General features: G+C 41.0%; 20 protein-coding genes and 1 rRNA gene. 4 read left to right on the plus strand and 17 right to left on the minus strand.

What is annotated here, in order from left to right; genetic code table 11:
- Positions 1-4: 4 nt before the first annotated feature.
- Positions 5-120, plus strand: a 5S ribosomal RNA gene (gene rrf / locus AM629_RS04810).
- Positions 121-833: 713 nt separating this feature from the next.
- On the opposite strand, the gene pssA is transcribed toward rrf, so the two are convergent.
- The 3 genes from pssA to AM629_RS04825 all read right to left on the minus strand — a co-directional run bounded on the left by pssA (position 834) and on the right by AM629_RS04825 (position 5,737).
- Complete coding sequence (gene pssA, locus AM629_RS04815; RefSeq protein ID WP_054476649.1) at positions 834-2,189, minus strand: CDP-diacylglycerol--serine O-phosphatidyltransferase; 1,356 nt, start codon at positions 2,187-2,189, stop codon at positions 834-836.
- Positions 2,190-2,352: 163 nt separating this feature from the next.
- A complete protein-coding gene (locus AM629_RS04820) occupies positions 2,353-4,995 on the minus strand; it encodes a bifunctional acetate--CoA ligase family protein/GNAT family N-acetyltransferase (protein ID WP_054476651.1) in 2,643 nt (880 codons plus the stop codon).
- Positions 4,996-5,062: 67 nt separating this feature from the next.
- Complete coding sequence (locus tag AM629_RS04825; protein WP_054476654.1) at positions 5,063-5,737, minus strand: tRNA-uridine aminocarboxypropyltransferase; 675 nt, start codon at positions 5,735-5,737, stop codon at positions 5,063-5,065.
- 137 nt (positions 5,738-5,874) lie between these two features.
- Here AM629_RS04825 and AM629_RS04830 point away from each other — a divergent pair, with 137 nt between their 5' ends.
- Positions 5,875-6,891 carry a tRNA/rRNA methyltransferase gene (locus AM629_RS04830; protein WP_054476656.1) on the plus strand — a complete coding sequence of 339 codons (1,017 nt, stop codon included), beginning with the start codon at positions 5,875-5,877 and terminating at the stop codon, positions 6,889-6,891.
- 45 nt (positions 6,892-6,936) lie between these two features.
- Here AM629_RS04830 and emrB read toward each other — a convergent pair whose 3' ends face one another.
- From emrB to nrdH, 13 genes are all read right to left on the minus strand, one after another.
- A complete protein-coding gene (emrB, locus tag AM629_RS04835) occupies positions 6,937-8,478 on the minus strand; it encodes a multidrug efflux MFS transporter permease subunit EmrB (protein ID WP_054476658.1) in 1,542 nt (513 codons plus the stop codon).
- A 14-nt stretch (positions 8,479-8,492) separates the two neighbouring features.
- Complete coding sequence (gene emrA, locus AM629_RS04840) at positions 8,493-9,671, minus strand: multidrug efflux MFS transporter periplasmic adaptor subunit EmrA (protein WP_054476660.1); 1,179 nt, start codon at positions 9,669-9,671, stop codon at positions 8,493-8,495.
- Positions 9,672-9,909: 238 nt separating this feature from the next.
- Positions 9,910-10,434 (minus strand): transcriptional repressor MprA, encoded by a 525-nt coding sequence (gene mprA / locus AM629_RS04845; protein WP_054476661.1) that lies wholly within the window; start codon positions 10,432-10,434, stop codon positions 9,910-9,912.
- Between the two features lie 129 nt (positions 10,435-10,563).
- Positions 10,564-10,899, minus strand: coding sequence for an L-valine transporter subunit YgaH (gene ygaH / locus AM629_RS04850; protein WP_200905751.1), 336 nt, complete (start codon positions 10,897-10,899; stop codon positions 10,564-10,566).
- Positions 10,899-11,657, minus strand: coding sequence for an AzlC family ABC transporter permease (locus AM629_RS04855; protein ID WP_054476665.1), 759 nt, complete (start codon positions 11,655-11,657; stop codon positions 10,899-10,901). The genes ygaH and AM629_RS04855 overlap by 1 nt, the downstream gene beginning before the upstream one ends.
- A 125-nt stretch (positions 11,658-11,782) precedes the next feature.
- Entirely contained in the window at positions 11,783-12,973 is a 1,191-nt protein-coding gene (locus AM629_RS04860) for an MFS transporter (RefSeq protein WP_054476667.1), read from the minus strand.
- A 377-nt stretch (positions 12,974-13,350) separates the two neighbouring features.
- Positions 13,351-14,352: a glycine betaine/L-proline ABC transporter substrate-binding protein ProX gene (gene proX / locus AM629_RS04865; protein WP_054476668.1), complete on the minus strand. Its 1,002-nt coding sequence runs from the start codon at positions 14,350-14,352 to the stop codon at positions 13,351-13,353.
- 159 nt (positions 14,353-14,511) lie between these two features.
- On the minus strand, positions 14,512-15,603 hold the full coding sequence (gene proW / locus AM629_RS04870) for a glycine betaine/L-proline ABC transporter permease ProW (RefSeq protein ID WP_054476670.1): 1,092 nt from the start codon (positions 15,601-15,603) through the stop codon (positions 14,512-14,514).
- Positions 15,596-16,795 carry a glycine betaine/L-proline ABC transporter ATP-binding protein ProV gene (proV, locus tag AM629_RS04875; RefSeq protein ID WP_054476672.1) on the minus strand — a complete coding sequence of 400 codons (1,200 nt, stop codon included), beginning with the start codon at positions 16,793-16,795 and terminating at the stop codon, positions 15,596-15,598. Before proV ends, proW begins: the two co-directional genes overlap by 8 nt.
- A 596-nt stretch (positions 16,796-17,391) precedes the next feature.
- Complete coding sequence (gene nrdF, locus AM629_RS04880; protein WP_054476674.1) at positions 17,392-18,351, minus strand: class 1b ribonucleoside-diphosphate reductase subunit beta; 960 nt, start codon at positions 18,349-18,351, stop codon at positions 17,392-17,394.
- A gap of 21 nt (positions 18,352-18,372) precedes the next feature.
- A complete protein-coding gene (gene nrdE, locus AM629_RS04885) occupies positions 18,373-20,502 on the minus strand; it encodes a class 1b ribonucleoside-diphosphate reductase subunit alpha (protein ID WP_054476676.1) in 2,130 nt (709 codons plus the stop codon).
- Positions 20,499-20,921, minus strand: coding sequence for a class Ib ribonucleoside-diphosphate reductase assembly flavoprotein NrdI (nrdI, locus tag AM629_RS04890; RefSeq protein WP_072161813.1), 423 nt, complete (start codon positions 20,919-20,921; stop codon positions 20,499-20,501). Before nrdI ends, nrdE begins: the two co-directional genes overlap by 4 nt.
- A gap of 13 nt (positions 20,922-20,934) precedes the next feature.
- Positions 20,935-21,165 carry a glutaredoxin-like protein NrdH gene (nrdH, locus tag AM629_RS04895; RefSeq protein WP_054476680.1) on the minus strand — a complete coding sequence of 77 codons (231 nt, stop codon included), beginning with the start codon at positions 21,163-21,165 and terminating at the stop codon, positions 20,935-20,937.
- Positions 21,166-21,497: 332 nt separating this feature from the next.
- Between nrdH and AM629_RS04900 the strand changes: the two genes are divergently transcribed.
- Together AM629_RS04900 and cspE are read left to right on the plus strand one after the other, a co-directional pair.
- The gene (locus AM629_RS04900) at positions 21,498-21,959 is read left to right on the plus strand and encodes a methylated-DNA--[protein]-cysteine S-methyltransferase (RefSeq protein WP_054476682.1); all 462 of its coding nucleotides are present in this window, start codon (positions 21,498-21,500) and stop codon (positions 21,957-21,959) included.
- Positions 21,960-22,177: 218 nt separating this feature from the next.
- Entirely contained in the window at positions 22,178-22,387 is a 210-nt protein-coding gene (cspE, locus tag AM629_RS04905; RefSeq protein ID WP_021323071.1) for a transcription antiterminator/RNA stability regulator CspE, read from the plus strand.
- Between the two features lie 73 nt (positions 22,388-22,460).
- On the opposite strand, the gene crcB is transcribed toward cspE, so the two are convergent.
- Positions 22,461-22,835: a fluoride efflux transporter CrcB gene (gene crcB, locus AM629_RS04910; RefSeq protein ID WP_054476684.1), complete on the minus strand. Its 375-nt coding sequence runs from the start codon at positions 22,833-22,835 to the stop codon at positions 22,461-22,463.
- Positions 22,836-22,848 lie beyond the last annotated feature (13 nt).

The raw sequence follows: 22,848 nt of genomic DNA on the forward strand, positions 1-22,848 counted from the left end.
TATGCCTGGCGGCGATAGCGCGGTGGTCCCACCTGACCCCATGCCGAACTCAGCAGTGAAACGCCGTAGCGCCGATGGTAGTGTGGGGTCTCCCCATGCGAGAGTAGGACACTGCCAGGCTTTAAATCCGGTGAACCCCCTCAGCGTAAGCTGGGGGTGTTTGCGTTTGGGCGTCAGAGACGCGATGACATGTCGGCTCGCCTGGGGTATCCTGCGCGGTTGAGCCGGTTTGAAGGCACTCATGCAGTCAAACATTCGGATAATTGCCTGCACAATCGCTCATGGGACGGCTCACTGTAAGGTAAAGCTTGAAGGCGGTTGTACAGAGAGAGTAAGAAGGTAAAGTTCGACATTGATATGGAATTAACTGATGTGGATGCAGAAGGCAGCTTAGCCGCTTCAGAACTCTATTGGATGAGTAAATAACTTAAGCCGGTCACTTCAATTTATAGAAAATATATAATTAAATTATAAAGTTAATTCATTATTATGGTTTTCTTTAAAAATATTATTTCGTGAAATAAGTAACATTGGATATTTCAGTGTTAAAAACAAATTTATAAGAATAATAATCTTAGTTATATCGTATGTGAAATTTTAAAACAGTATATTGCCAGGGCAATATTCAACCAGTTAAAGTGGGTTTGTTAAATTGAATCGCAATTCGAGACTCAGTAGTCTGATAAATTTTTTGTGGGTGATAGCAGCAGGATTAATGACCACACTATTTAATCCTAAAGATGACTCTGAATGTACGTACCTCCAATGACATAAAATCCTCTGAAGTTATTCACTACAGAGGATTTATAATATCATCGGCTTTATCGATTTAATTATAAGATACGACTAATCAATTTGTCTACCCGGATGCGGCGTAAGCGACGAATAAGTTTACGTACTTTGACTGGGTAAAGTTGGATACTATCTAATTCCTGATAATTGTTAATAATCGTAGTGTGAGTACGGATAAAATTCAGTTCTTTTGTACGCTGTTCTTGCATTTCTTCATGAGGATCGTGGATAAGAATTGCATTTTCTAAATCTAGTCCCCAGGCGCGAGGATTAAGGTTATTTCCTGTAATCAACTGCCATTGATTATCCACCCACACACCTTTCAGATGATAGCTATTGTCACCATCTTTCCATAACCGTACAGTCAGTTGATCGCTGTCAACATAGAATTGTAGTCTGCTGATAAAACGGCGCAGATTGATTTCATATAGATATGGCAATGCGCCGATAATTTTAAATGGTTCTTCTGGTGGAATATAAAAGTCATTGGCTGTTTTATCGCCAACAATAATTTCCACTTGTTTACCCCGACGTAGCAGATGAATAATCAGTCGGACAATTACTGCTGGCAAGTTAAAATATGGAGTACAAATAATGAGTTTCTGTTCTGTACTGGCGATCAGATGGTTGATGGTTTTATTAAGAAGGTTTTTCTTCCCTAAACCAGCGATCGGAGTGACAGATAACTCATCGTTAGTTGCTTGGTTATTAATCTGATAAGTGGTGTGTCGCAGAGAAAAACGAAGTTGACGGATCAGATTTTTAATTTCAGGGCTACGAGGGCGATTTTTACAATCCAGTTTCTGTACAGCTTCTGCGGAGAGAATGTAATTATCAACAAACTGTTTCATTGCTTCTGCAAGTTTTGCATTGTGAAGTAGATGGTAGCGGTCATAGCGATATTTATCATGTTGGTGGAGATAGACATCATTAATGCTCGCTCCGCTATAAACCACAGTATCGTCAAAGATAAAGCCTTTTAAATGTAAAACACCCAATGCCTCACGGGTATTTACGGGTACACCTAATACTGGAATTTTTATATCAGGATATGCTTCTGCCATAGAGCAATACCAGTCGGCATTCGTTGCCATTGCAGCAGCACCAATTCGTCCACGTTGTGCCCGATGCCAGTCAACAAGGACTTTAATATCTAGTTCGGGGCGTTGTTGCTTAGCTGCATAAAGTGCATTAAGGATATCTTGCCCTGCGTTATCATTTTCCAGATAAAGGGAGATGATATAAATATGTTTTTCAGCGTTAGCAATTTTTTCCAGCAGGGTGCTGCGGAACACTTCGGGTTGATAAAGTGTTTTAACATCAGCAACTGACTGAGGTAGCTTAGGCAGTTGTGCAAGGTGCTGTTGGTGTTTAGCTTGTTTGAATTTAGACAACATCACAGTGCGCTTTTTCTCTTATGTTGGATGGCTGAAATACTACTATATAAAGCAATGAATCAAATGATCTGGCGATAATACCATTAGTCTGGCTAATTGTGAGCATGATTTGACGCTCTACTCTCTAATGATTCAAGTCTGTGCGATTCATCACGTAGTTGATTTAAAGTTCAAGGGTTAAGTTTACAATACCATCTTCAAATTGAATATCTATGGTAAATCCCAGTTTCTTAGCGAGTTTTATCATAGTTCGATTTTCTGGCATGGTAATGGCGTTGAGGCGTCTTATGCCATGTTCTCGCGTATAATTAATAAGTTTGGTCATAAGCTGATGCCCAAGGGTAATCCCTTTTAAATCAGAACGTACTAACACAGCAAATTCTGCTTCGACATTATCTGGGTCAGCTATGGCGCGAGTAACACCGATAATTTCTGGGTTGGTTTTAGGGTGATGCACGGCAACAAATGCCATTTCACGGTCGTAATCAATTTGGGTCATATTCGCTAGATCATCGTGTGTGAATTCGCTAATTTCACTGAAATAGCGGTAATAGAGATCTTCTCTAGTGACCTGACCGATAAAATCTTTCAGCAATGGTTCATCTTCTGGCAAAATCGGACGCAGAAGGCATTCTGCACCACTTTTTAGTTTTATGGTTTCTTCTAGTTCGCTTGGATATGGGCGGATAGCCAATCTAGTTCTTGGGTCGCCTTCTATTGAAGACAATTCCATCGAAACATCCAATAGTGTGAATTCATCGCCAGAAGCTAGTAAAGGATGAATATCCAATCGTATGATCTGTGGGCAATCAAGTAATAGGTTGGATACTTGAACCAAAAGTCGGCTGAGTGCCAGCACATCTAGTGGTTGAAGAGAGCCTTTGAGCTTAATTTTTCTACTTTTAATGGCTTGAATAACTAAATATCGTGCTAATGCCATATTAAGAGGTGGCAATGCAACCGCTGCTTGTGTTTCCTGTAACCACTCTACACCACCTTCACCCAGCATAATCAATGGGCCAAATACTTCATCTTGTTCTACTGCAATCCGCAATTCTTGCGCTCCAGCGCGGTTTGCCATGCTTTGAACTAACAATCCCTGAACTCTTGCCTGTGGAAAATTCTGGTTGACTCGTTCGATAATTGCTTGAGCAGAAGCCCTGACTTCATCTGCATTTCGCAAATAGAGCATGACTCCCTGAACTTCTGATTTATGTGGGATATCTGGTGATCGTAATTTTAGGGCGACAGGATAACCAATCTGTTGGGCAATACTGACTGCTTCATTACTGTCATGAGCAATCCATGTCGGAAGTGTATTGAGGCCATAGGCTTCCAGAATAGGTTGAACTTCATGGGTATCTAGACGAAAATTCCTTTGTTCTAGGGCTTGTTGTATGCACTGATGGGCGCGAGCTGTATTAGCGGTGATATTTGCTGGTAATGTTGGTGTCTCTGTTAATTGTTTCTGGTTGCGACGATATTCCACCATATGCATAAAAGCAGTCACAGCGCCTTCAGGGGTTCGGTAAGTTGGAATACCGGCTTCACTGAACAAACGGCGGGCTTCTTGTGACGAATATTCACCACACCAGTTGGTAAAGATAGTGAGCCATTTTCCCCGTGGATGTTGTCGGATTGTTTCAATCACTTTAGTTGCTGTATGAACGCCGGGAGCAATGGCGCTAGGTGAGTGAATAAGTAACAAGGCATCATGGTCGTGGCTGTCCAACAACGGTTTTAGTGCTGTGATATAACGTTCCACGGTGGAGTCATCTCTTAAATCCAGCGGGTTATGTAAAGCGATAGTTTCTGGTAATTGTGTTTTCAATGCTTTCGTTGTTTCTTCTCCTAACGTCGCTAATTTACCGTTGCGGCGGAATAATTCATCCAGCGCCATTGCTGCTGGAGCTGCGCCATTACTGACGATAAACAATCGTTCTCCTCGTAAAGGTGACATATAACTTAATGTTTCTACAGCCGAAAACATTTCATGCGTGTCTTGTACCCGTAATAATCCAGCGCGCTGAATAGCAGCATCATAAGCAGCATCTAGATTTTGTTGCTCACCAAGTAATTTCTGTGCCCGCTTGGTACGACCACTTTTAACCACAAGGATCGGTTTATTACGGGAAGCACTCCTGGATGCTGAAAGAAAACGACGGGCATCATGGATATGTTCAAGATAGAGCAAGATGGCGCTGGTTTTATTGTCACGAGCCAGAAAATCAAGCAGATGATCAATATCAATATCGACACTATCGCCTAGCGCTATAAAGTAGGAAAATCCGACACCTCTGTGTTGTGCCCAGTCAAGAATGGTATTGGATACTGCTGCGGATTGAGAAATAAAGGCTAACTTCCCTTTGTGTATCGGAACCGGAGAAAAACTGGCGTTCAGTCCTTGCCAGGGTGCTAATAATCCCAAACTGTTTGGTCCGAGTAATCGGATACTATAGCGTTGGCAACACTGTCTTAGTTCGGCAAATTGGGATTTTGGTGAAGAAAGAATAATAACTGTTTTACAACCTCGTTTCCCCAATTGCTCCAGACATTGCAAATTGCGGCTGTGATGAGTACAGATAACAGCCAAATCGGGTGTAATCGGTAATTTATCTATTGAAGGATAGGCTAAAACCCCTTGAACGGAACTTTTATTTGGGGTTATCGGTAGTATTGGCCCGGCAAATCCTCCTGCGAGCAGGTTACGCATCATAACTGAACCAGCTCGTTCTGGTTTTTCTGAAGCACCAATTACAGCAATGGATTTAGGGCGTAATAAAGCTTCAAGTCCTCGCTGGCTCATCAAGAGGCTCCTTAATTAGCGATTAATGTTGACAACTGTAGCGGATTTTTCCGGCAATTGCTGTGATTTACGCTCTTGGATGATGAGGTTTACCTGCCAGATATTGCTGATGGAAATAGCTAAAATGAGTGAGCAGTTGCTGAGAAGCTGTTATGTCTCCAGCTTGTTCCAGAATGATAGCTGCCACTTCTGCGGTACAGAGTTGTTCTTCTCTGGCTGACATCCGTAATAAATAATTTGTTTTTGCGGCGCTGTTAACGGATAACAATGGAATATTATCCAGATAAGGGCTTTTACGGAAAATTTTCCTAGCTTCCGGCCATGTACTATCTAACATAATAAATAACGGTGGCTTACTATCAATAGGAATATGCCGATAAACTTTACGCGGTGGTTGAGCATAGTTTTCCGGAAATATCAGATAGGGCTGACGAGAAGGATCGTGGATTACAGCCAGCATTTTTGGATCAGGTGTGGTTCTTGACCAAAGAAAAGCTTGCGTATCAGGAAGAATGTCAGCAATCAGTTTACCTGTGTTACTCGGTTTCATTGGCTCGGTATCAAACATGATAAGACAAAAGCGGCTGGTAGCATTTACCGGTTTGATTGTATCGCACAAGCAGTTTTTTTGTGGCAGCAGGCAGTAAGAGCAACGTTCTATACGGCAACCACGGGCACGAAAGGGGCGAGTGGAACGAGCAAGGCGTTGTTGGCGCAGTTGGAAGACAGCATTATCATTCATAAATCAGGAACCTGGGTCCTTCAGGCAATAAGGCGAGAAAAAATTGAGGGCACATTTTAATGGATTGTGGTTGTCAGAGGTAGCTTACTATGCGCACATCAGGTAATCTTCGCGCCATAAAGTAGTTGGAGAAACGAATGAACGATTCATATAGTGGTAAAAATGGCAAAGTCAAAGTGATGTATGTCCGTAGTGAGGACAAGAATGACAGCCGCAGCAATAACAAACGTCCGTCAGGCAAAGGACGCGATCAAGGTCAGAGTCGTAGGAACAATGAGCGATCATCCCATTCTCCGCGTGTTACTGAGCGTGAAAGATCACCCTGGAAAACAGTTTCACGCCCTGAGAGTGATTCTTTAGCGCCAGAGCATAATGGTATCAGTGGGAAAAGTCAGATTGACCATGAGCAACTCCGCCGTCAGAGAATGGAAGAAACTCGGATTTATGGTGAAAATGCTTGTCAGGCGATGTTTAAAAACCGGTCTGAAGCGATAGTTCGAGCCTGGTTTGTTGAGTCAGTGACACCACGTTTCCGTAATGCTCTGAAATGGATGGCTGCTAACCGCAAAGCTTATCATGTTGTGGATGAAGCTGAACTAACAAAAGTGTCAGGCACGGAACATCATGGTGGTGTTTGTTTTCTGATTAAAAAACGTAATGGTTTGGATGTAGAAACTTACCTGAAAGATGCTCCGGTAAAAGATTGTGTTTTAGCTCTTGAAGATGTGGGTAACCCTCATAATATTGGTGCCATTATGCGAAGCTGTGCACATTTTGGCGTGCGGGGAGTAATTTTGCAGGATGTAGCCTTGTTGGAGTCTGGTGCGGCTATCCGTACAGCGGAAGGTGGTGCAGAACATATTAAAGGCATTGATGCTGATAGCTTGACGACTACACTGAATAAATTTCGCAAAGCCGGTTACACTATTGTGACTACGTCTAGCCATAAGGGGAGTACCAATTTAGCTAAAGCTGAATTGCCTGAAAAAATGGTTTTAGTACTTGGTCAAGAACGTGATGGCCTGAGTGACAGTGCCTGGGAACATGGTGATATGAGCCTGTTCGTTGGTGGTACAGGTTTGGTTGAAAGCCTGAATGTTTCTGTTGCAACTGGCATTATGCTGGCTGAATGGTGGCGACAGAATAAAGCCTGATCGTAAAAGCGGGAGCGATAGTGCTCCCGTTTCGTTATTTAAGATTCAGTGAGCTCCGCTAATACCTTCTTTACTACCTTGTGTGAATGGCGGCTTAGCCAGCCAAACAAGCATGATCAAAATCAGGAATACGCCGGCGGAGAGCCAGAAAATTTCATTTGCTGAAATGATGAGTCCCTGATGGGTAATCTCTTTTGCCAGATAAGCAGAAATTTGCTGGTTATTCATTCCCAGTGCCGATAGTTGTTGATAGATTTGTTGAGTATCAAAGCCATAAGGATTGATGTATTCAGTAAAATGAGAGTGATGCATTGATTCGCGCTGAGTCCACATGGTTGTCGTTATTGATGTTCCTATTGACCCAGCCAATGTACGAATAAAATTCGATAGGCTAGATGCAGATGCCACTCGCTCTGGTGGTAAACCGGAAAGGGTAATGGTTATTAATGGCATAAAAAAGCAGGCAATAGCAAAACCCTGAATAAATTGAGGCCATGCGGCGGCGGCAAAATCCATGCCTGGTTCGAATGTATATGCACGCCAGTAATAACAAATAGCGTAAACAACAAAGCTAAACGTCACTATGTAGCGCATATCTATTCTATTACTGAACTTACCGATTAGCGGAGATATTATCAATGGCAGCAACCCTACGGGTGCAGCGGCAAGACCTGCCCATGTTGCGGTATAGCCAAACACTTCTTGTAATAACTGAGGTAACAAAACAATTGTGCCAAAGTAGAGTAAATAGGCCAAACTTAAACAGAAGCAGCCAATGGTAAAGTTGCGCTCTTTAAATAGTGACAGGTCAATAATTGGGTTGTCATCGGTCAATTCCCATACCGTCAGGAATATCAATGTGATTACGGCTATCACAGCCAATACGATAATTTCTGTAGAATTAAACCAGTCCAGATCTTTTCCTTGATCCAACATGATTTGTAAACAACCCACGCCGATAACCAGCAATAGGAGTCCGATTGTATCGATAGGTTTGATTTCTGTTTGAGTTTCACGTCCTTTTAGGGTTTGCATAGCAATCAAAATAACTGCGATACCAATAGGAACGTTGATAAAGAAAATCCATCCCCAATGATAGTTATCACTGATGTAACCACCCAATATAGGACCAAAAATCGGGGCGACAATAATAGTAATTGACCATAATGCCAGCGCCATATTTCCTTTGGCTGGTGGATAATTGTTCAGTAGTAGGCTTTGTGAAAGAGGAATAAGAGGACCTGCCACTAATCCTTGAATGACCCGGAAGAAGATTAGCATCTCAAGACTGTTGGAAATACCACATAGCCAAGAAGATATGGCAAATAAGGCTGTTGACCAGATGAATAGTTTAACTTCACCGATGCGTTTTGCCAGCCACCCAGTAATTGGAATTGAAATCGCGTTAGCAACACCAAAAGAGGTAATTACCCAAATCCCCTGAGAATTTGATGATCCCAGATTACCTGCGATAGTGGGTATTGCCACGTTAGCGATTGTAGAATCCAAAACTTGCATAAAAGTTGCTAGGGATAACGCAATAGTCATCCATGCAAGTTTAGCGCCTGTAAGTGGCGGTCTTGTCACTTTGGCCTCCGGTATTATTTTCCAGAATTGTTGTTAATTATGTCGGTGACTATTTTATTTGCCGGAGACATATCTATTTCCAGAGCCGTTGTGTGATAAGCCGATTTAGTGCGTGTTCTGTCTGATAGAACCTGTCCATCGGAATGAGTGGTATCTACCCTTACTTTAGTCGATAGACCGATGCGCAATGGATATTTCTCTAGTTGTTCAGGGTTCAGTTCAATGCGAACAGGTAAGCGCTGAATAACCTTAATCCAATTGCCACTGGCATTTTGAGCTGGCAGCAAAGAGAAGGCGCTTCCGGTACCCATATCAAGCCCAGCGATTTTGCCATTAAATGTCTTGTCTTTACCGTAAAAATCACTGGTGATTTCTACGGGTTGACCAATACGCATGTCAGCGAGTTGAGTCTCTTTGAAGTTAGCTTCAATCCACATATCGTTTGCTGGGATTATTGCCATTAGGGGAGTATTTTTATTGATTTGTGCCCCAATTTGTACACTGCGACGTGAGACATAGCCATCAATTGGGCTGACTATTTTGGTGCGTTGCAATGTCAACCAGGTATTGCGAACTTCCGTTGCAGCTTGTTCAACTGCGGGTTGTTTTTCTAAAGGGGTGTTCAGAATAATTGCCTGATTCGCGTTATATTGTTCGATAGCGACATCCAATGCAGATTGGGAGCTAGCAACCGCTTCTCGCGCATGTTGTAATTCTTCTTTACCAATGACTTTCTGAGCACCAAGTACTTCACGGCGACTGAGATCACTTTGAGTTCGGGTCAACTCAGAGCGGCGCAGGGCAATATTAGCCTGATATTGTTTACTGTTAATCATCTGCTGATGAGTTTGGCGGACACTGCTGGCTAGTACTGTTTTCGCTTTTTCCAGTGCTAATTCTGCATCACGAGGATCGAGTTGTACCAGCACACTACCGCTTTTCACAAAGTCAGTGTTATCGAAGTTAACGGTGATTACGCTGCCAGCAACTTGCGACATAATTTGAATTTGGTTGCCTGTAACGTAGGCATTGTCTGTTTCTTGATGATGGCGTAAGGCGATAAGCCAATAAAAAAAGTAGGCAATGCCAAGTAAGGTAAAGACAAGAGTCAGTGACACTAAGGCGCGACTGCGCCGTCTTTTTTTGCTATGGATTGGGCTTTGTGGTGCTTGTACTTTCTCATTTGCACTCATAGTAAATCCCCGTGCTTGTTATTTTCTTCCGGTAACTACCATTTCTCAGGATCACTTTTCCAGTAGCGCTATATCATCACTACTGGAAAGGTGAATTACACAAAGTCCAATGTTATCGAAGAATAAGAGTTAGCTTTTTGCAGAATAGATCATATTGGCTAACAAGAAAGTTTTTTCGAACAATTTAACCAGGAAAGTGTTGCTTGGATAAAAAATGTTCGATTAAACGACAAGCTATTTATTTGATACAATCGCCCATTGTATCAAGTTTGACCAGTAATTTTCTCATTAACTTCTCTAACTGTTTTTGTTCCTCTTGGTCAAGACATGACCAAAGTTTTCTCAGGCAGTCATGTTGAGGTGGAAGCAAACTATTTAAGAATTTTGTACCTTGCTCTGTCAGGTGAAGATGAAGACAACGGCGGTCGTTATGGCTTTCTTTTCTTTCAATCCACTCCTGCTTTTCCAATTCATCAGCGATACGAGTGGCATTAGTACGGGAAGAACCTAAAGCGGCACTGAGTTCTGATGGCTGAATACTGTGGCTTTCTTTAGTATCAAGGATCATCAGGGCCATGAACAAAGTTTCATTGATTCCTTGAGCTTTCAACATATTATTACGGTTTTCAAGCAACTTACTTTGGACGTGCATTGATAACCTAGTCAACAGGATCTCTTGATAAGGAATATCTTTATTTAATTTGGCTTGCTGTGCTGCACGAATATTCAGTAATTCTTCGGTAGGCGTAAACGAACTTTCCATTATTTAGATACCTTATTAGTTTCAACTGGTAAGATAACTTTTGTTATCAAACATCCAAATGGTATATTAAAAGATAAATTTAGCAATTGTAGTTATTTATTATCATCATATTTCTTTTGATATTGATACCTAATTCATAAATATTTTGAATGTTAGTCCGAAAAGTAGAGCTCCTAATAGAGTTGAGAGTATAATTTTCTTTGTTTTGTAGAAAACTAAGCAGATAGTTAGAAAGCCCATCAGGGTAGGAAATAGCTTTTGATTATCTTTCATTACATCAGGTACACCGGAAACGATCAGTAAAGAGCAGATGGATGCGATGCCAATGCTATCAAGAATAATGTTTGCTTTTCCGCCTTGTCTGCCGGCAGACTGACGTGCTGTACCAAAATGCAGTGGCAGATAACGGAATAAAAAATTAGCTAATCCAACGAATAGCCCGATGAGCAGAATACTACTGTCAATCATTGTGTTTCCTTTTGGTCAGAAATGCCATTGCAACGGTTTCTTGGTTGTAATAATGCAGCAGTACAACCACCAACAATACCGGCCAGAATGGCAATAGGGATTGAGAAAAATGTAATCCCTAATAGTGCCCCGGTCAGGGCTGCTACAACACAATAGCTATTTTGCTTTCTGCAAGATGCAAGAAGGAAACTCAAGAATAGTGCCGGCAACATGAAAGTCATGGCCGCTTCTACAGCGGGATAGGATTCCAGATAACCGTTGCCAAGAAATGCACCAGCTGCTGTTCCTATGACCCAGGCAAGCCAGGAGCTGATCGCAATGGCAACCATCCAGTTTTCACTCCAACTGCGTTGGTTCTTAATAAGTTTTGCGGTGGTTGCGGCAAAAACTTCATCTGTCAGGCCAAAGGCCCAAATGAGGGTTTTTTTCTCGGTTAATTTATCTTTGATACGGTGTCTTAAAGATGGGCCATAAAGGATATGGCGAACATCCATTGCCATTATGGTTAGAGCAGAAACCCATAATGATGTACCAGCACTCAGTAGGGCAGTGATAACAAACTGGCTTGCACCTGCATAGATGATGCATGAAAAGAAAATGGCTTCTATTGGGTTAAAGCCAAGTTTGACCGCGTTGAGGCCAAAAGCAAAAGCTACAGGTATATAGCCGATAACGATAGGCAAACTGTCTATTATTCCTTCAGTAAAAGAAGATTTTTTATCGGGTAAAGGCGTTAATGTGTCAGGAATAGGCATAGAATATACATTTGGTTATATGAGTGTTATGTAACATTAACAAAATGAAATGAAATAGAGAATATTGTCCCTGCTAAATGTTTCATAAATGTTTTTGTTTAAACATTCTTTGTCATGAGGGCTTCCTACAATGTCTTAGGTTCATGTTTTTTGCCCAAAAACCATACGAGCAGGTTGATGACACAAATAGTCATTCCAGCGGCAGTAACGCCATACCAGCCTGAGTGTTTATAAGCATAACCTGCAACCAGAGAACCAAGAGCACCACCAATAAAATAGCTGGTCATATAAGCGGCGGTAAGTCGATTTCTGGCTTCTGGCATGATGTGGTATATCGTGCTTTGATTAGTGACGTGAACTCCCTGAATTGCAATGTCGAGGATCAAGATGCCAATTAAGAAGCTAATTAATGATTCTTTGGCAAGGCCAATTGGTATCCATGAAAGGAGCAATAGTATCAGAGCGATGCTGGTGGTCAGAGAACCTTTTCCTTTATCGACTAGTTGTCCTGTTCTGGTTGCCATTAGTGCTCCGGCGGCACCGACTAAGCCAAATAAACCGATTACTCCTTCAGAATAATTAAAAGGAGGCGATGCAAGCAGGAATGCCATTGAGGTCCATAAAAGGCTGAAATTGGCAAATGTCAGTGCTCCCAATACGGCGCGAACCCTGAGAAGGGGGCTTGTAGCAACGAGTTGTACAATAGATCTAAGTAATTGGAAATAATTAAGGTCAGTCACTTGCTGGTAACGTGGCAGGTAGCGCCATAATGTCAGGGAAAGAATTACCAGTGATAAGCTAGCAACCCAAAAAATAGTTCGCCAGTCACCCAAGGTAGCCATTGCTCCTGAGATTGTTCTTGCCAGCAATATCCCAAGTAGCAAGCCACCCATAATTGTACCGACGGCTTTTCCGCGCTGATGGGGAAGAGCGAGTGTTGCAGCCAGAGGGACCAAAATTTGGGCAACTACCGAAAATAAGCCTGTCAAAGCTGTTCCTAGTAGCATTTGCCAAATATTCTGCGACGTAGCGGTAATCAGCAAGCCGATAGCGGCTAATATTGTCATCGAAACAATCAGACTGCGTCGTTCAAGCATATCCCCTAATGGCACTAGGAATATCAGGCCAATGGCATAGCTCAGTTGAGCTGAGGTGACAATAAAACTCGCTTCGCTGGTAGTTATGTTAAATTGTAAAGCGATGGTATCAAGTAGTGGTTGCACATAGTAGTTACTGGCAACAACTAAGCCTGTAGAAATTGCCATCAGAGCAATTAAAGCCGGACTTAATGGGGCTCGGGAAATATTTTCTTCCATAGTTGGGTTTTCTCATGTTTAAGCGGCAGATTAAGCGAGAGTAGGCACTTCATTAAAGATATCAGTAGTCACGTGCTAGATTTTTCGCATTGTAATGAGTTTTTATTATTAGATTCAATGCTAAAACAGCGGGAATGGCGGGATGAATCCCAAAAACATTAATTGAGCTGACCAGTTTGGTATAAGAGAAAAGAGAAGTGAGAAATAGTGAACTGGCATATACCTGTTATCTTTCAAGTTGCCTCTTTGTTGGCTGCACTCACTCACCCCGGTCACAGAGTTATCTATGCTTATGCTCCCGGGGATTCGCTCCCTGCCGTCGCGATGCATCTTGAAATCCATAGGGTATAGACCAATTCACTATGGTATCTAGAGTGTTAATTATTTCCGGTGACTTCAATGGCAGTTTTAACCCAATCATCAAATAATTTTTGATGAGCTTTAATCCAACCATTGGCGTGGCGTTCGATATCCGCTTGTGATGCTTCACCATTATGCATTCGCAGGTTTTGGGCGTTAATATCAGCAAGCGGCATTTTCATAATAGAAAATAATTTGGCTGCTGCCGGGTTATCTTCCGCCCATTTTTTATTGGCGGCAATATGCATAATACTTGGCGGGAAACCATAATTTGCTCCATTTGGTAGCTTAGTATCTATTTTTTCACCGTTAGGCATCGCCGAGAAAGGAACTTGCAGCCAGATGACATCTTTACCCGGTTTTAGCACATCACTGATCCAGTAAGGTGTCCAAGTGTAATAGAGGATAGGTTTACCTTCTTTATAGCGGGTAATCGTATCCGCCATCATAGCTGCATAGTTTCCCTGATTATGCTCAACACTATTGTTCAGACCATAAGCTTTAAGGTGATAGTTGATTGCGGTTTCACAGCCCCATCCGGGGTTACAGCCGGTAAGATCAGCTTTACCATTACCGTTGGTATCGAATAATTTGGCTATTTTCGGATCTTTCAATTGGGCAATATTCGTGATGTTGTATTTTTCCGCTGTTCTTTTGTCGATTAAGTACCCTTGTGCGGCGTTTTCTACGTAGTGACCAACCCGGTAAAATTTGGCATCACCACCTGCGGCCTGATATTGGGCGTTATGTAGTGGTTCCCAACTTACTGCCATAAAGGTTGCATCACCGGAAGCGATAGATGAATAAGCGACGTTGTAGTCTACCTCTTTGATTGGCTTGACATCATAGCCAAGTTTTTCCAGTGCCTTATTGACAATCAGTGTCTGGAATGTTTCTTCGGTGAGGGTGCTTTGTACTGGCTGTACGCTGATACCTTTACCCGGTAATTCGACAGCGGATATCTGTGGACTTACTAGTGATGATAAGGATACTACCGCCAAGATAACTACCTTGTTCATAGTTTTATCTCCTGTTGTAATAATTATATACCTGTTATTTTTCAAGTTGCCTCTTTGTTGGCTGCACTTACTCACCCCAGTCACAGAGCTATCTATGCTCCCGGGGATTCGCTCCCTTGCCGTCGCGATCCATCTTGAAATCCATTGGGTATATGTTTATTAAAAATTACGCTTTTTGCTCAACAAACGGATAATTAATCCAGTTGGTCCAGTGGCGTACCAGCGATTTGTCCCCTTGGTGCGGCTGTCAAGGCCGAGAGACTGGGTTAGACGGTCGAGGAGAATCGCAAGAATAACGATCCCGACACCACCTACGGCGGCAAGTCCCATATCAAGACGACCAATACCCCGCAGAACCATCTGGCCTAAACCACCGACTGCAATCATTGATGCGATAACAACCATTGACAGTGCCAACATCAGGGTTTGGTTTACACCGGCCATAATGGTTGGCATAGCCAGTGGTAACTGCACTTTAAACAGCATTTGTCGAGGACTGGCGCCGAAAGATTCCGCTGCTTCTATCAGGTCTGCCGGAACCTGTTTGATACCCAAAATTGTTAGACGGACAATTGGAGGCAGAGCAAAGATAATAGTGACGATAACTCCAGGTACGTTGCCGATACCAAATAGCATAACAATAGGAACCAAATAGACGAATGCGGGGGTAGTTTGCATTGCATCAAGTAGAGGCCGGATAATTTTTGCTGCTCTTTCGCTGCGTGACAGCCAGATACCAAGCGGTAACCCGATGATGATGCAGAACAGCAGAGATGTCAGAGCCAGTGCTAGAGTAACCATAGCTTCAGACCATGCCCCAATTGCGCCAATCACTATCAGCGCAACCAGTGAGGCAATTCCCATACCAATGCCTGATAGCTGCCAGGCAATCAAGGCAAACAACATGATGGCAATCGGTGCGGGCATTGATGTTAAAAATTGTTCAAAACCACTGAGAACAAAATCTATTGGGACACGTATTCCCTGAAATGCTGGACGAAAATTTAGCACGATCCAGTCAATAGCATGAGTTACCCATGAGTCTAGAGGGATAAGTGTATGCTGGAAAGGGTCCATGATATTAAAATGTTCAGTTTGTGCCGTTGTTGCTGGTGCATCCAGCCAGTCAGAGCCGGCTGAATTGTTAACATTGGCTTCGCTACCCCAAGGGTCTGTGCTATCAGCGGAAGAGGAATTGGTATCCCATGCGTCCTGTGCCGGCTGGGTTTGGTGTTCGTTTTGATTACTCAATTGGTGTTTCCTTGTCTAAAGCCTGCAACAACATCCCTTTGGAAATAACACCAATGTATTTGTCGTTATCTCCTACAACCGGAACGGCACAAGGCGATTGTGCTACAACAGAAATTAATTCATTAAGAGACGTATCTGCGGCAACAGCAGTCGATTCCGCCAATATGGCATGTTCGATAGATTTTCCTTCCTGTAATGCTTTTTCCAGTGAATTTACTGAAACCACACCCGCAAATTTTTGTCCACGTTCAATCAGGTAACCGTAGTTTCTGTCTTCATCATCAAGAACTTTCAATGCAGAGCGAGGACCAAAACCCGGCGCAACGTGAAGAAGAGAGTCTGGGCGGCGGCGGGCAACATCTTTAGCGCTGAATACATGGCTGATATCTACGCCACGGAAAAAGGTCCTCACATAGTCATTGGCTGGATTGTTCAGGATTTCATCGGGTGTCCCGACCTGTACAACCACACCGCCTTGCATAATGGCGATCCGGTCGCCGATACGCATTGCCTCATCTAAATCATGGGAGATAAAAACGATGGTTCGTGGTTGAGTACCTTGTAGACTTAGCAGCTCGTCTTGCATTTCTGTACGAATTAATGGGTCAAGGGCAGAAAACGCCTCATCCATCAGCAAAATGTCTGGGTTATTGGCCAAAGCTCTGGCAAGCCCAATCCGTTGGCGCATTCCGCCTGAAAGTTCATCTGGATAGGATTGTGCATAATTTTCCAGATTTACCTGTTTCAGTGCATCCAACGCTTTTTTGTGACGTTCTTGTTTGGCAATACCGGCAAGTTCCATACCAAAAGCACTGTTTTCCAGTACGTTTAAATGCGGCATCAGCGCGAATGATTGGAAAACCATACTGATTTTGTTACGGCGAACCTCTCTCAAGGCTGTTTCTGAAATCTCAGAAATATCTTCACCATCAATTAATACCTGACCGCGACTCGGTTTTATCAGACGATTGAGAAGGCGTACCATGGTGGATTTACCTGAGCCTGATAATCCCATGATGACAAATATTTCGCCTTCTTCAATGGCCAGATTGGCATTCTGTATACCAACAGTTAGACCTGTCTTTTCAAATATCTGATCTTTATTCAAACCAGAATTCAGTAATTTGAATGCATATTCTGGATGATCGCCAAATATTTTATAGAGATTTTTAACTTCGAGTTTAATTGCCATGAAATAGTTAATTTCCTTTCGATGGTTATCTAATAATTTTATGCATTATTTATCTCTGCATGATTACTTGAAGATATATACCCTAACATACTGAGAGGGCCTGACAACCCTATGTTAATGTTAATTAATAAAAAAAATGATGATAATAAATTATTAGAAGTAAATATATTTGCAATAATTTCATAATCATTAGGTCATTGTTATTGGTAATTTATTTCTATTGTTAAAATCATAATTATTCTCTATGTTAATGTTATTAAAGGGTTTTTTATCTTAATTGGCAGTGAGTTATCAATCATATTGTTAATAGAGTTTATTATTAATTAATGGAGTTTATTATGTGTGTTCGGAATGAAATTTAATTTAATAAGCATTAGATTTACTAATGTTTTTTCTGTTTGAAATGATGTGGATGGCTATTTTTGGAAAAAATATTCGTAGGAATAGCTGAAAATTTGAAAAATGCCATAGAAAAGATAAGGATTTTATGGCATTCCATAGTTTAAAAAATAGGCTTGATGATGTTCTCTTTAAATATTATCGTATTATGGCTATTTGCCGTTTGAAATATTCTATATAAAATAAAGTTATTTTCTTCAGAAATCCCAATCTTCATCCTCTGTATTAACTGCTTTACCGATAACGTATGATGAACCGGAACCAGAAAAGAAATCATGATTTTCATTTGCATCAGGTGATAATGCAGAAAGTATTGCTGGGCTAACATCTGTCATTTCTGATGGAAATAATGACTCATATCCTAGATTCATTAGTGCTTTATTAGCATTGTAATGCAGGAATTTTTTTATATCTTCTGTCAAATTGACAATGTTATAAAGCTCTTCCGTATATTTTATTTCATTTTCGTATAAATCAAATAATAATGAAAAGGTGAAGTCTTTAATTTCTTTTTTCTTTGATTTACAATATTTTTTCAATGATTTTTGGAATTTATACCCAATGTAATAACCGTGAACAGCTTCATCACGAATAATAAGTCGGATTAAATCGGCTGTATTTGTTAATTTTCCTCGGCTTGACCAATACATAGGTAAATAAAAGCCAGAATAGAACAAAAATGATTCCAGAAAAACACTGGCTACCTTTTTCTTTAATGGATGAACATCACAATAATAATTTAAAATAATTTTAGCTTTATTCTGCAATGCTGGATTATTTTCACTCCAGTGATAAGCATCATCCACATCGGCAGTTAGGCATAGTGTTGAAAAGATAGAACTGTAAGATCGTGCATGAACAGCTTCCATAAAGCTAATATTGGAGATAACTGCTTCTTCATGAGGTGTCTGTGCATCCTCCATCAATGCTGGAGCGCCAACAGTGTTTTGAATCGTATCCAGCAAGGTCAAGCCAGTAAGAACCCGGATAGTGAGTTTTTTCTCTTCTGATGTCAATGTGTTCCAGGAGGGAATATCATTAGATAACGGGATTTTTTCTGGTAGCCAAAAGTTGGTTGTTAGCCGATTCCAGACTTCCAGATCTTTGTCATCTTCAATCCGATTCCAGTTAATTGCACATATAGGATTGTTAATCATAATAAATTTCCAGCATTAATTTTACAATGAGCATGAAATACAGCCTTGTACTTCTGTACCTTCCAGAGCAATTTGTCTTAAACGAATGTAATAAAGCGTTTTGATCCCTTTACGCCAGGCATAAATTTGCGCTTTGTTAATGTCGCGGGTCGTGGCGTCATCTTTGAAGAAAAGTGTCAGTGATAATCCCTGATCGACATGTTGAGTCGCTGCGGCGTAAGTATCAATAATTTTTTCTGGTCCGATTTCGTAGGCATCTTTGTAATATTCAAGATTGTCGTTAGTCATAAATGGGGCAGGGTAATATACCCGTCCTACTTTACCATCTTTACGGATTTCGATACGGGAGACAATCGGGTGAATACTTGATGTTGAATTGTTTATATATGAAATAGAACCTGTGGGAGGAATAGCCTGAATATTCTGATTGTAAATACCATGAGCCATAACCGAAATTTTCAGTTCAAGCCAGTCTTGTTGATTAGGAATCACGATTCCTGCTTGTTCAAATAACTGACAGACTTTTTGGGTCTGAGGTTGCCAGGATCTTTCCGTATATTTATTGAAAAATTCACCACTGGCGTAACGAGAGTCTTTAAAACCTTTAAAGTAACTATTACGCTCAATTGAGATCTGATTTGAAGTACGCAGAGCATGATAAGTAACGATATAGAAATAGATATTTGTGAAATCTATTCCCTCCTCAGAACCATAATAAATTCTTTCCCTTGCCAGATAACCGTGCAGATTCATTTGGCCTAAACCAATTGCATGGGAATCCAGATTTCCTTTTTCAATAGAAGGTACTGAACGGATATTGCTCATATCTGATACGGCGGTTAAAGCGCGGATAGCGGTTTCAATTGAAAGCGCAAAATCAGGTGAATCCATTGTATGAGCGATATTCATTGATCCCAAATTACAACTAATATCTTTGCCAATATGGCGGTAACTTAAATCATCTTCATATTCACTGGCACTGTTAACTTGCAAAATTTCGGAACATAAATTACTCATATTAATTCTGCCCTTAATTGGGCTAGCACGATTCACCGTGTCCTCATACATAATATAGGGATAACCGGATTCAAATTGGATCTCAGCTAATGTTAGGAAAAATTCACGAGCATTGATTTTTAATTTACGAATGTGTTTGTTATTCACCATTTCAGTATATTTTTCTGTAATGCTAATTTCAGACATTGGCACACCATAAACTCTTTGAATATCATAAGGTGAGAATAGATACATATCTTCGCTGTTTTTAGCCAATTCAAAAGTAATATCAGGAATGACAACGCCAAGAGAGAGTGTTTTTATACGGATCTTTTCGTCAGCATTTTCCCGTTTTGTATCCAGGAAACTAAGAATATCAGGGTGATGAGCATTGAGATAGACAGCACCTGCACCTTGGCGTGCACCAAGTTGATTGGCATACGAAAATGCATCTTCTAGCATTTTCATTACAGGAACAACACCTGATGACTGATTTTCAATCATTTTTATTGGTGCGCCCACTTCTCGTAGATTACTGAGTAAGCATGCAACACCGCCGCCACGTTTTGAAAGTTGTAATGCTGAATTGATTGAACGCCCAATGGATTCCATGTTGTCCTCAATGCGAAGCAGGAAACAAGAAACCAACTCTCCCCGCTGTTTTTTTCCGCAATTAAGGAAAGTTGGCGTCGCGGGTTGAAAACGGCCACTGATAATTTCATCGACCAGACGACAAGCCAGGGTCTGGCTGCCTTGGGCTAGAGTCAGCGCTACCATGCATACCCGATCTTCATAACGTTCTAAGTAGCGTTTATTATCGAAGGTTTTCAGGGTATAGCTGGTGTAGTATTTGAATGCGCCCAGAAAGGTTTGAAAGCGGAATTTTTTGCTATAGGCTTGCCGAAAGAGTTTTTTAATAAAAGCAAAATCGTACTGCTCCAATACCTTTGTTTCGTAATACCCCTCTTGCTGGAGGAAATCCAGTTTCTCTTTTAGATCATGGAAATGGATCGTATTTTGATTTACATGCTGGCGGAAATAATGATAAACAGCCAGTTTATCTTTATCAAACTGAATCTTTCCTTCACTGTCGTATAAATTGAGCATAGCATTTAGAGCGTGGTAATCCTGCTGTTTGTTAATTTGGGAAGTCATGATTGCATATTCTCTGGTGAGTAGTGTTGCCAAAATCTTTGAATACCCTTGCGTACCCGTTGTACATCTTCTTCGGTGCCCATTAACTCAAAACGATACAGAAGTGGTATCTGACATTTTTCTGAAATTATCCGTCCGGCAATGCCATAAGCTTCGCCAAAGTTTGTATTTCCGGCGGCTATAACTCCCCGAATTAGAGTTCGGTTTTCGGCAATATTCAGAAATCGGATCACTTGTGGTGGAACAGCGCCTTTAGCACCGCCGCCGCCATAACTTGGTATCAGCAAAATGTAAGGAAAGGTTACGTTTAGTGGGATAACTGATTTGTCTACTGGAATGCGAAGAGCTGGCATTTTCAGTTTCTGGACAAATCTATGGCTATTACCTGATGAACTAGAGAAGTAGATCAGCGGATTTATGTTCATAATAAACCTACACATTCTCGGTTAACATATTGATTTTATCAGGGCGGAATCCTGACCAGTGCTGTGTGCCTGCAATGACCACTGGAACTTGCTGGTAGCCCATAGCGCGGATAATAGCTAAAGCCTGAGGGTCTTTGGTTAAGTCAACAATCTGATAAGGAATGTTTCTTCGACTTAGAGCTTGGTAGGTTGCACTGCATTGTACGCAGTCAGGTTTGCTATAAATAGTAATGCACATTAAGCACTCCTTTTCCAGTTTGTGGGTATGTAGTGACAAAGTTTGGTTCATTAGTAACAATTTCTTAAAAGGGACTAATTAGACTTATACTATATATAGTGAAATTTTATTTCAACCACACTATATATGGTGTCAATTCTATGCTGAATGACTATTGTCAAAATTACAGTGTTAGTTATTCCTTGTGGTTAGAGGGTTTTTCTCCTCTTTAGGAAAGCTTAAGTTTTCTAGTCAGTGGTAAGGGAGCAACTGAATTCATCATTGCAATTTATTGAAAAGACGATTTACTCTAATCTCAATAATGATTGATATTTTTTTCAAGAGAGGTGGTTATGTATCATCAGTATTTTGAGACACCTAAAGGATTTCCTAAACCGTATGTTCATATCACTGCGGATGATAAAGGAGTGACCAGTCTATATTTTGTTGATGAAAAAACAGCGCCTGAAGTGAAAAATGATATCACTAAACAGTGCGTGAAAGAGCTACGGGGATATTTTGCGGGTAAACGTACTGAGTTTTCTGTTCCACTCAATCCAGAGGGAACTGAATTCCAACAGCGTGTATGGTTGCAGTTATGTAAAATCCCATTTGGAGAAGTGTGGAGTTATAAGCAATTATCATTAGCATTGGGTTCAGCGAATTATTGTCGCGCAGTAGGAATGGCTAATTCTCGTAATCCGATCTCATTAATTGTACCTTGCCACCGTGTTATTGGACATGATGGTAAATTAGTTGGATATACCGGGGGTTTAAATATTAAAAGTTGGTTGTTGGAACATGAAAGAGCATAACAGTTTGTTTGTTTGATAAATTGCCTGATAAAAGACCAGGGACGGTTATAGAATATCTATATATGTGCATTATTTAGCAGCAGAACTAAATAAAGATAACATCCATCGAATTTTATTATGCTTTTCGTGATCTTGGTTGTAGACAGTGAACCAATTTATTTGCTGTACTGTATATGACACAGGTTTTGTGTCTTATTTTCACATTAAAGGTATGTTTGATGTCAAAAATTAAAGGTAACGTTAAGTGGTTTAATGAATCTAAAGGATTCGGGTTTATCACTCCAGAAGATGGTAGCAAAGACGTATTCGTACATTTCTCTGCTATTCAGAGTAACGGATTTAAAACTCTGGCAGAAGGTCAAAAGGTAGAGTTTGAAATCACTGACGGCGCTAAAGGCCCATCTGCTGTAAACGTTGTCGCTATCTGATTTTAACTCCGTATTGCGAAAACCCGTTGTTTCAACGGGTTTTTTTTAGTTTTTGCTAGATGTGTGATGAAATTTAAAGCTCGTTCATCAATGAGAAAGCTAAAATTGTCATCAGCAATGATCCAAAAAGATTAAGCAAAACAGTTCCCAAAGCCCATCCCAGTTTTCCATCTAGTAAGAGATAAACAACTTCGACAGAAAAAGTAGAAAATGTGGTTAGACCACCACAAAAACCGGTGGTCAGCATTAATTTCCAGGCCGGATTAAGATATGTGGATTTATTAAAATATGCCAACCCCAGTCCGATGATGAATGCACCAATACAATTAACTGTGAGGGTGCCAACTGCGATATTAGTAGAAATATTATTAAGGCGGAGGCTTATAAACCAACGTAATACACTGCCTAAGCCGCCGCCGATAAATACGGCCAGAATAATATTAAGCATAACTGGGCTTATG

This window comes from Photorhabdus heterorhabditis (genome assembly GCF_001280945.1).
GTDB lineage: Bacteria > Pseudomonadota > Gammaproteobacteria > Enterobacterales > Enterobacteriaceae > Photorhabdus > Photorhabdus heterorhabditis.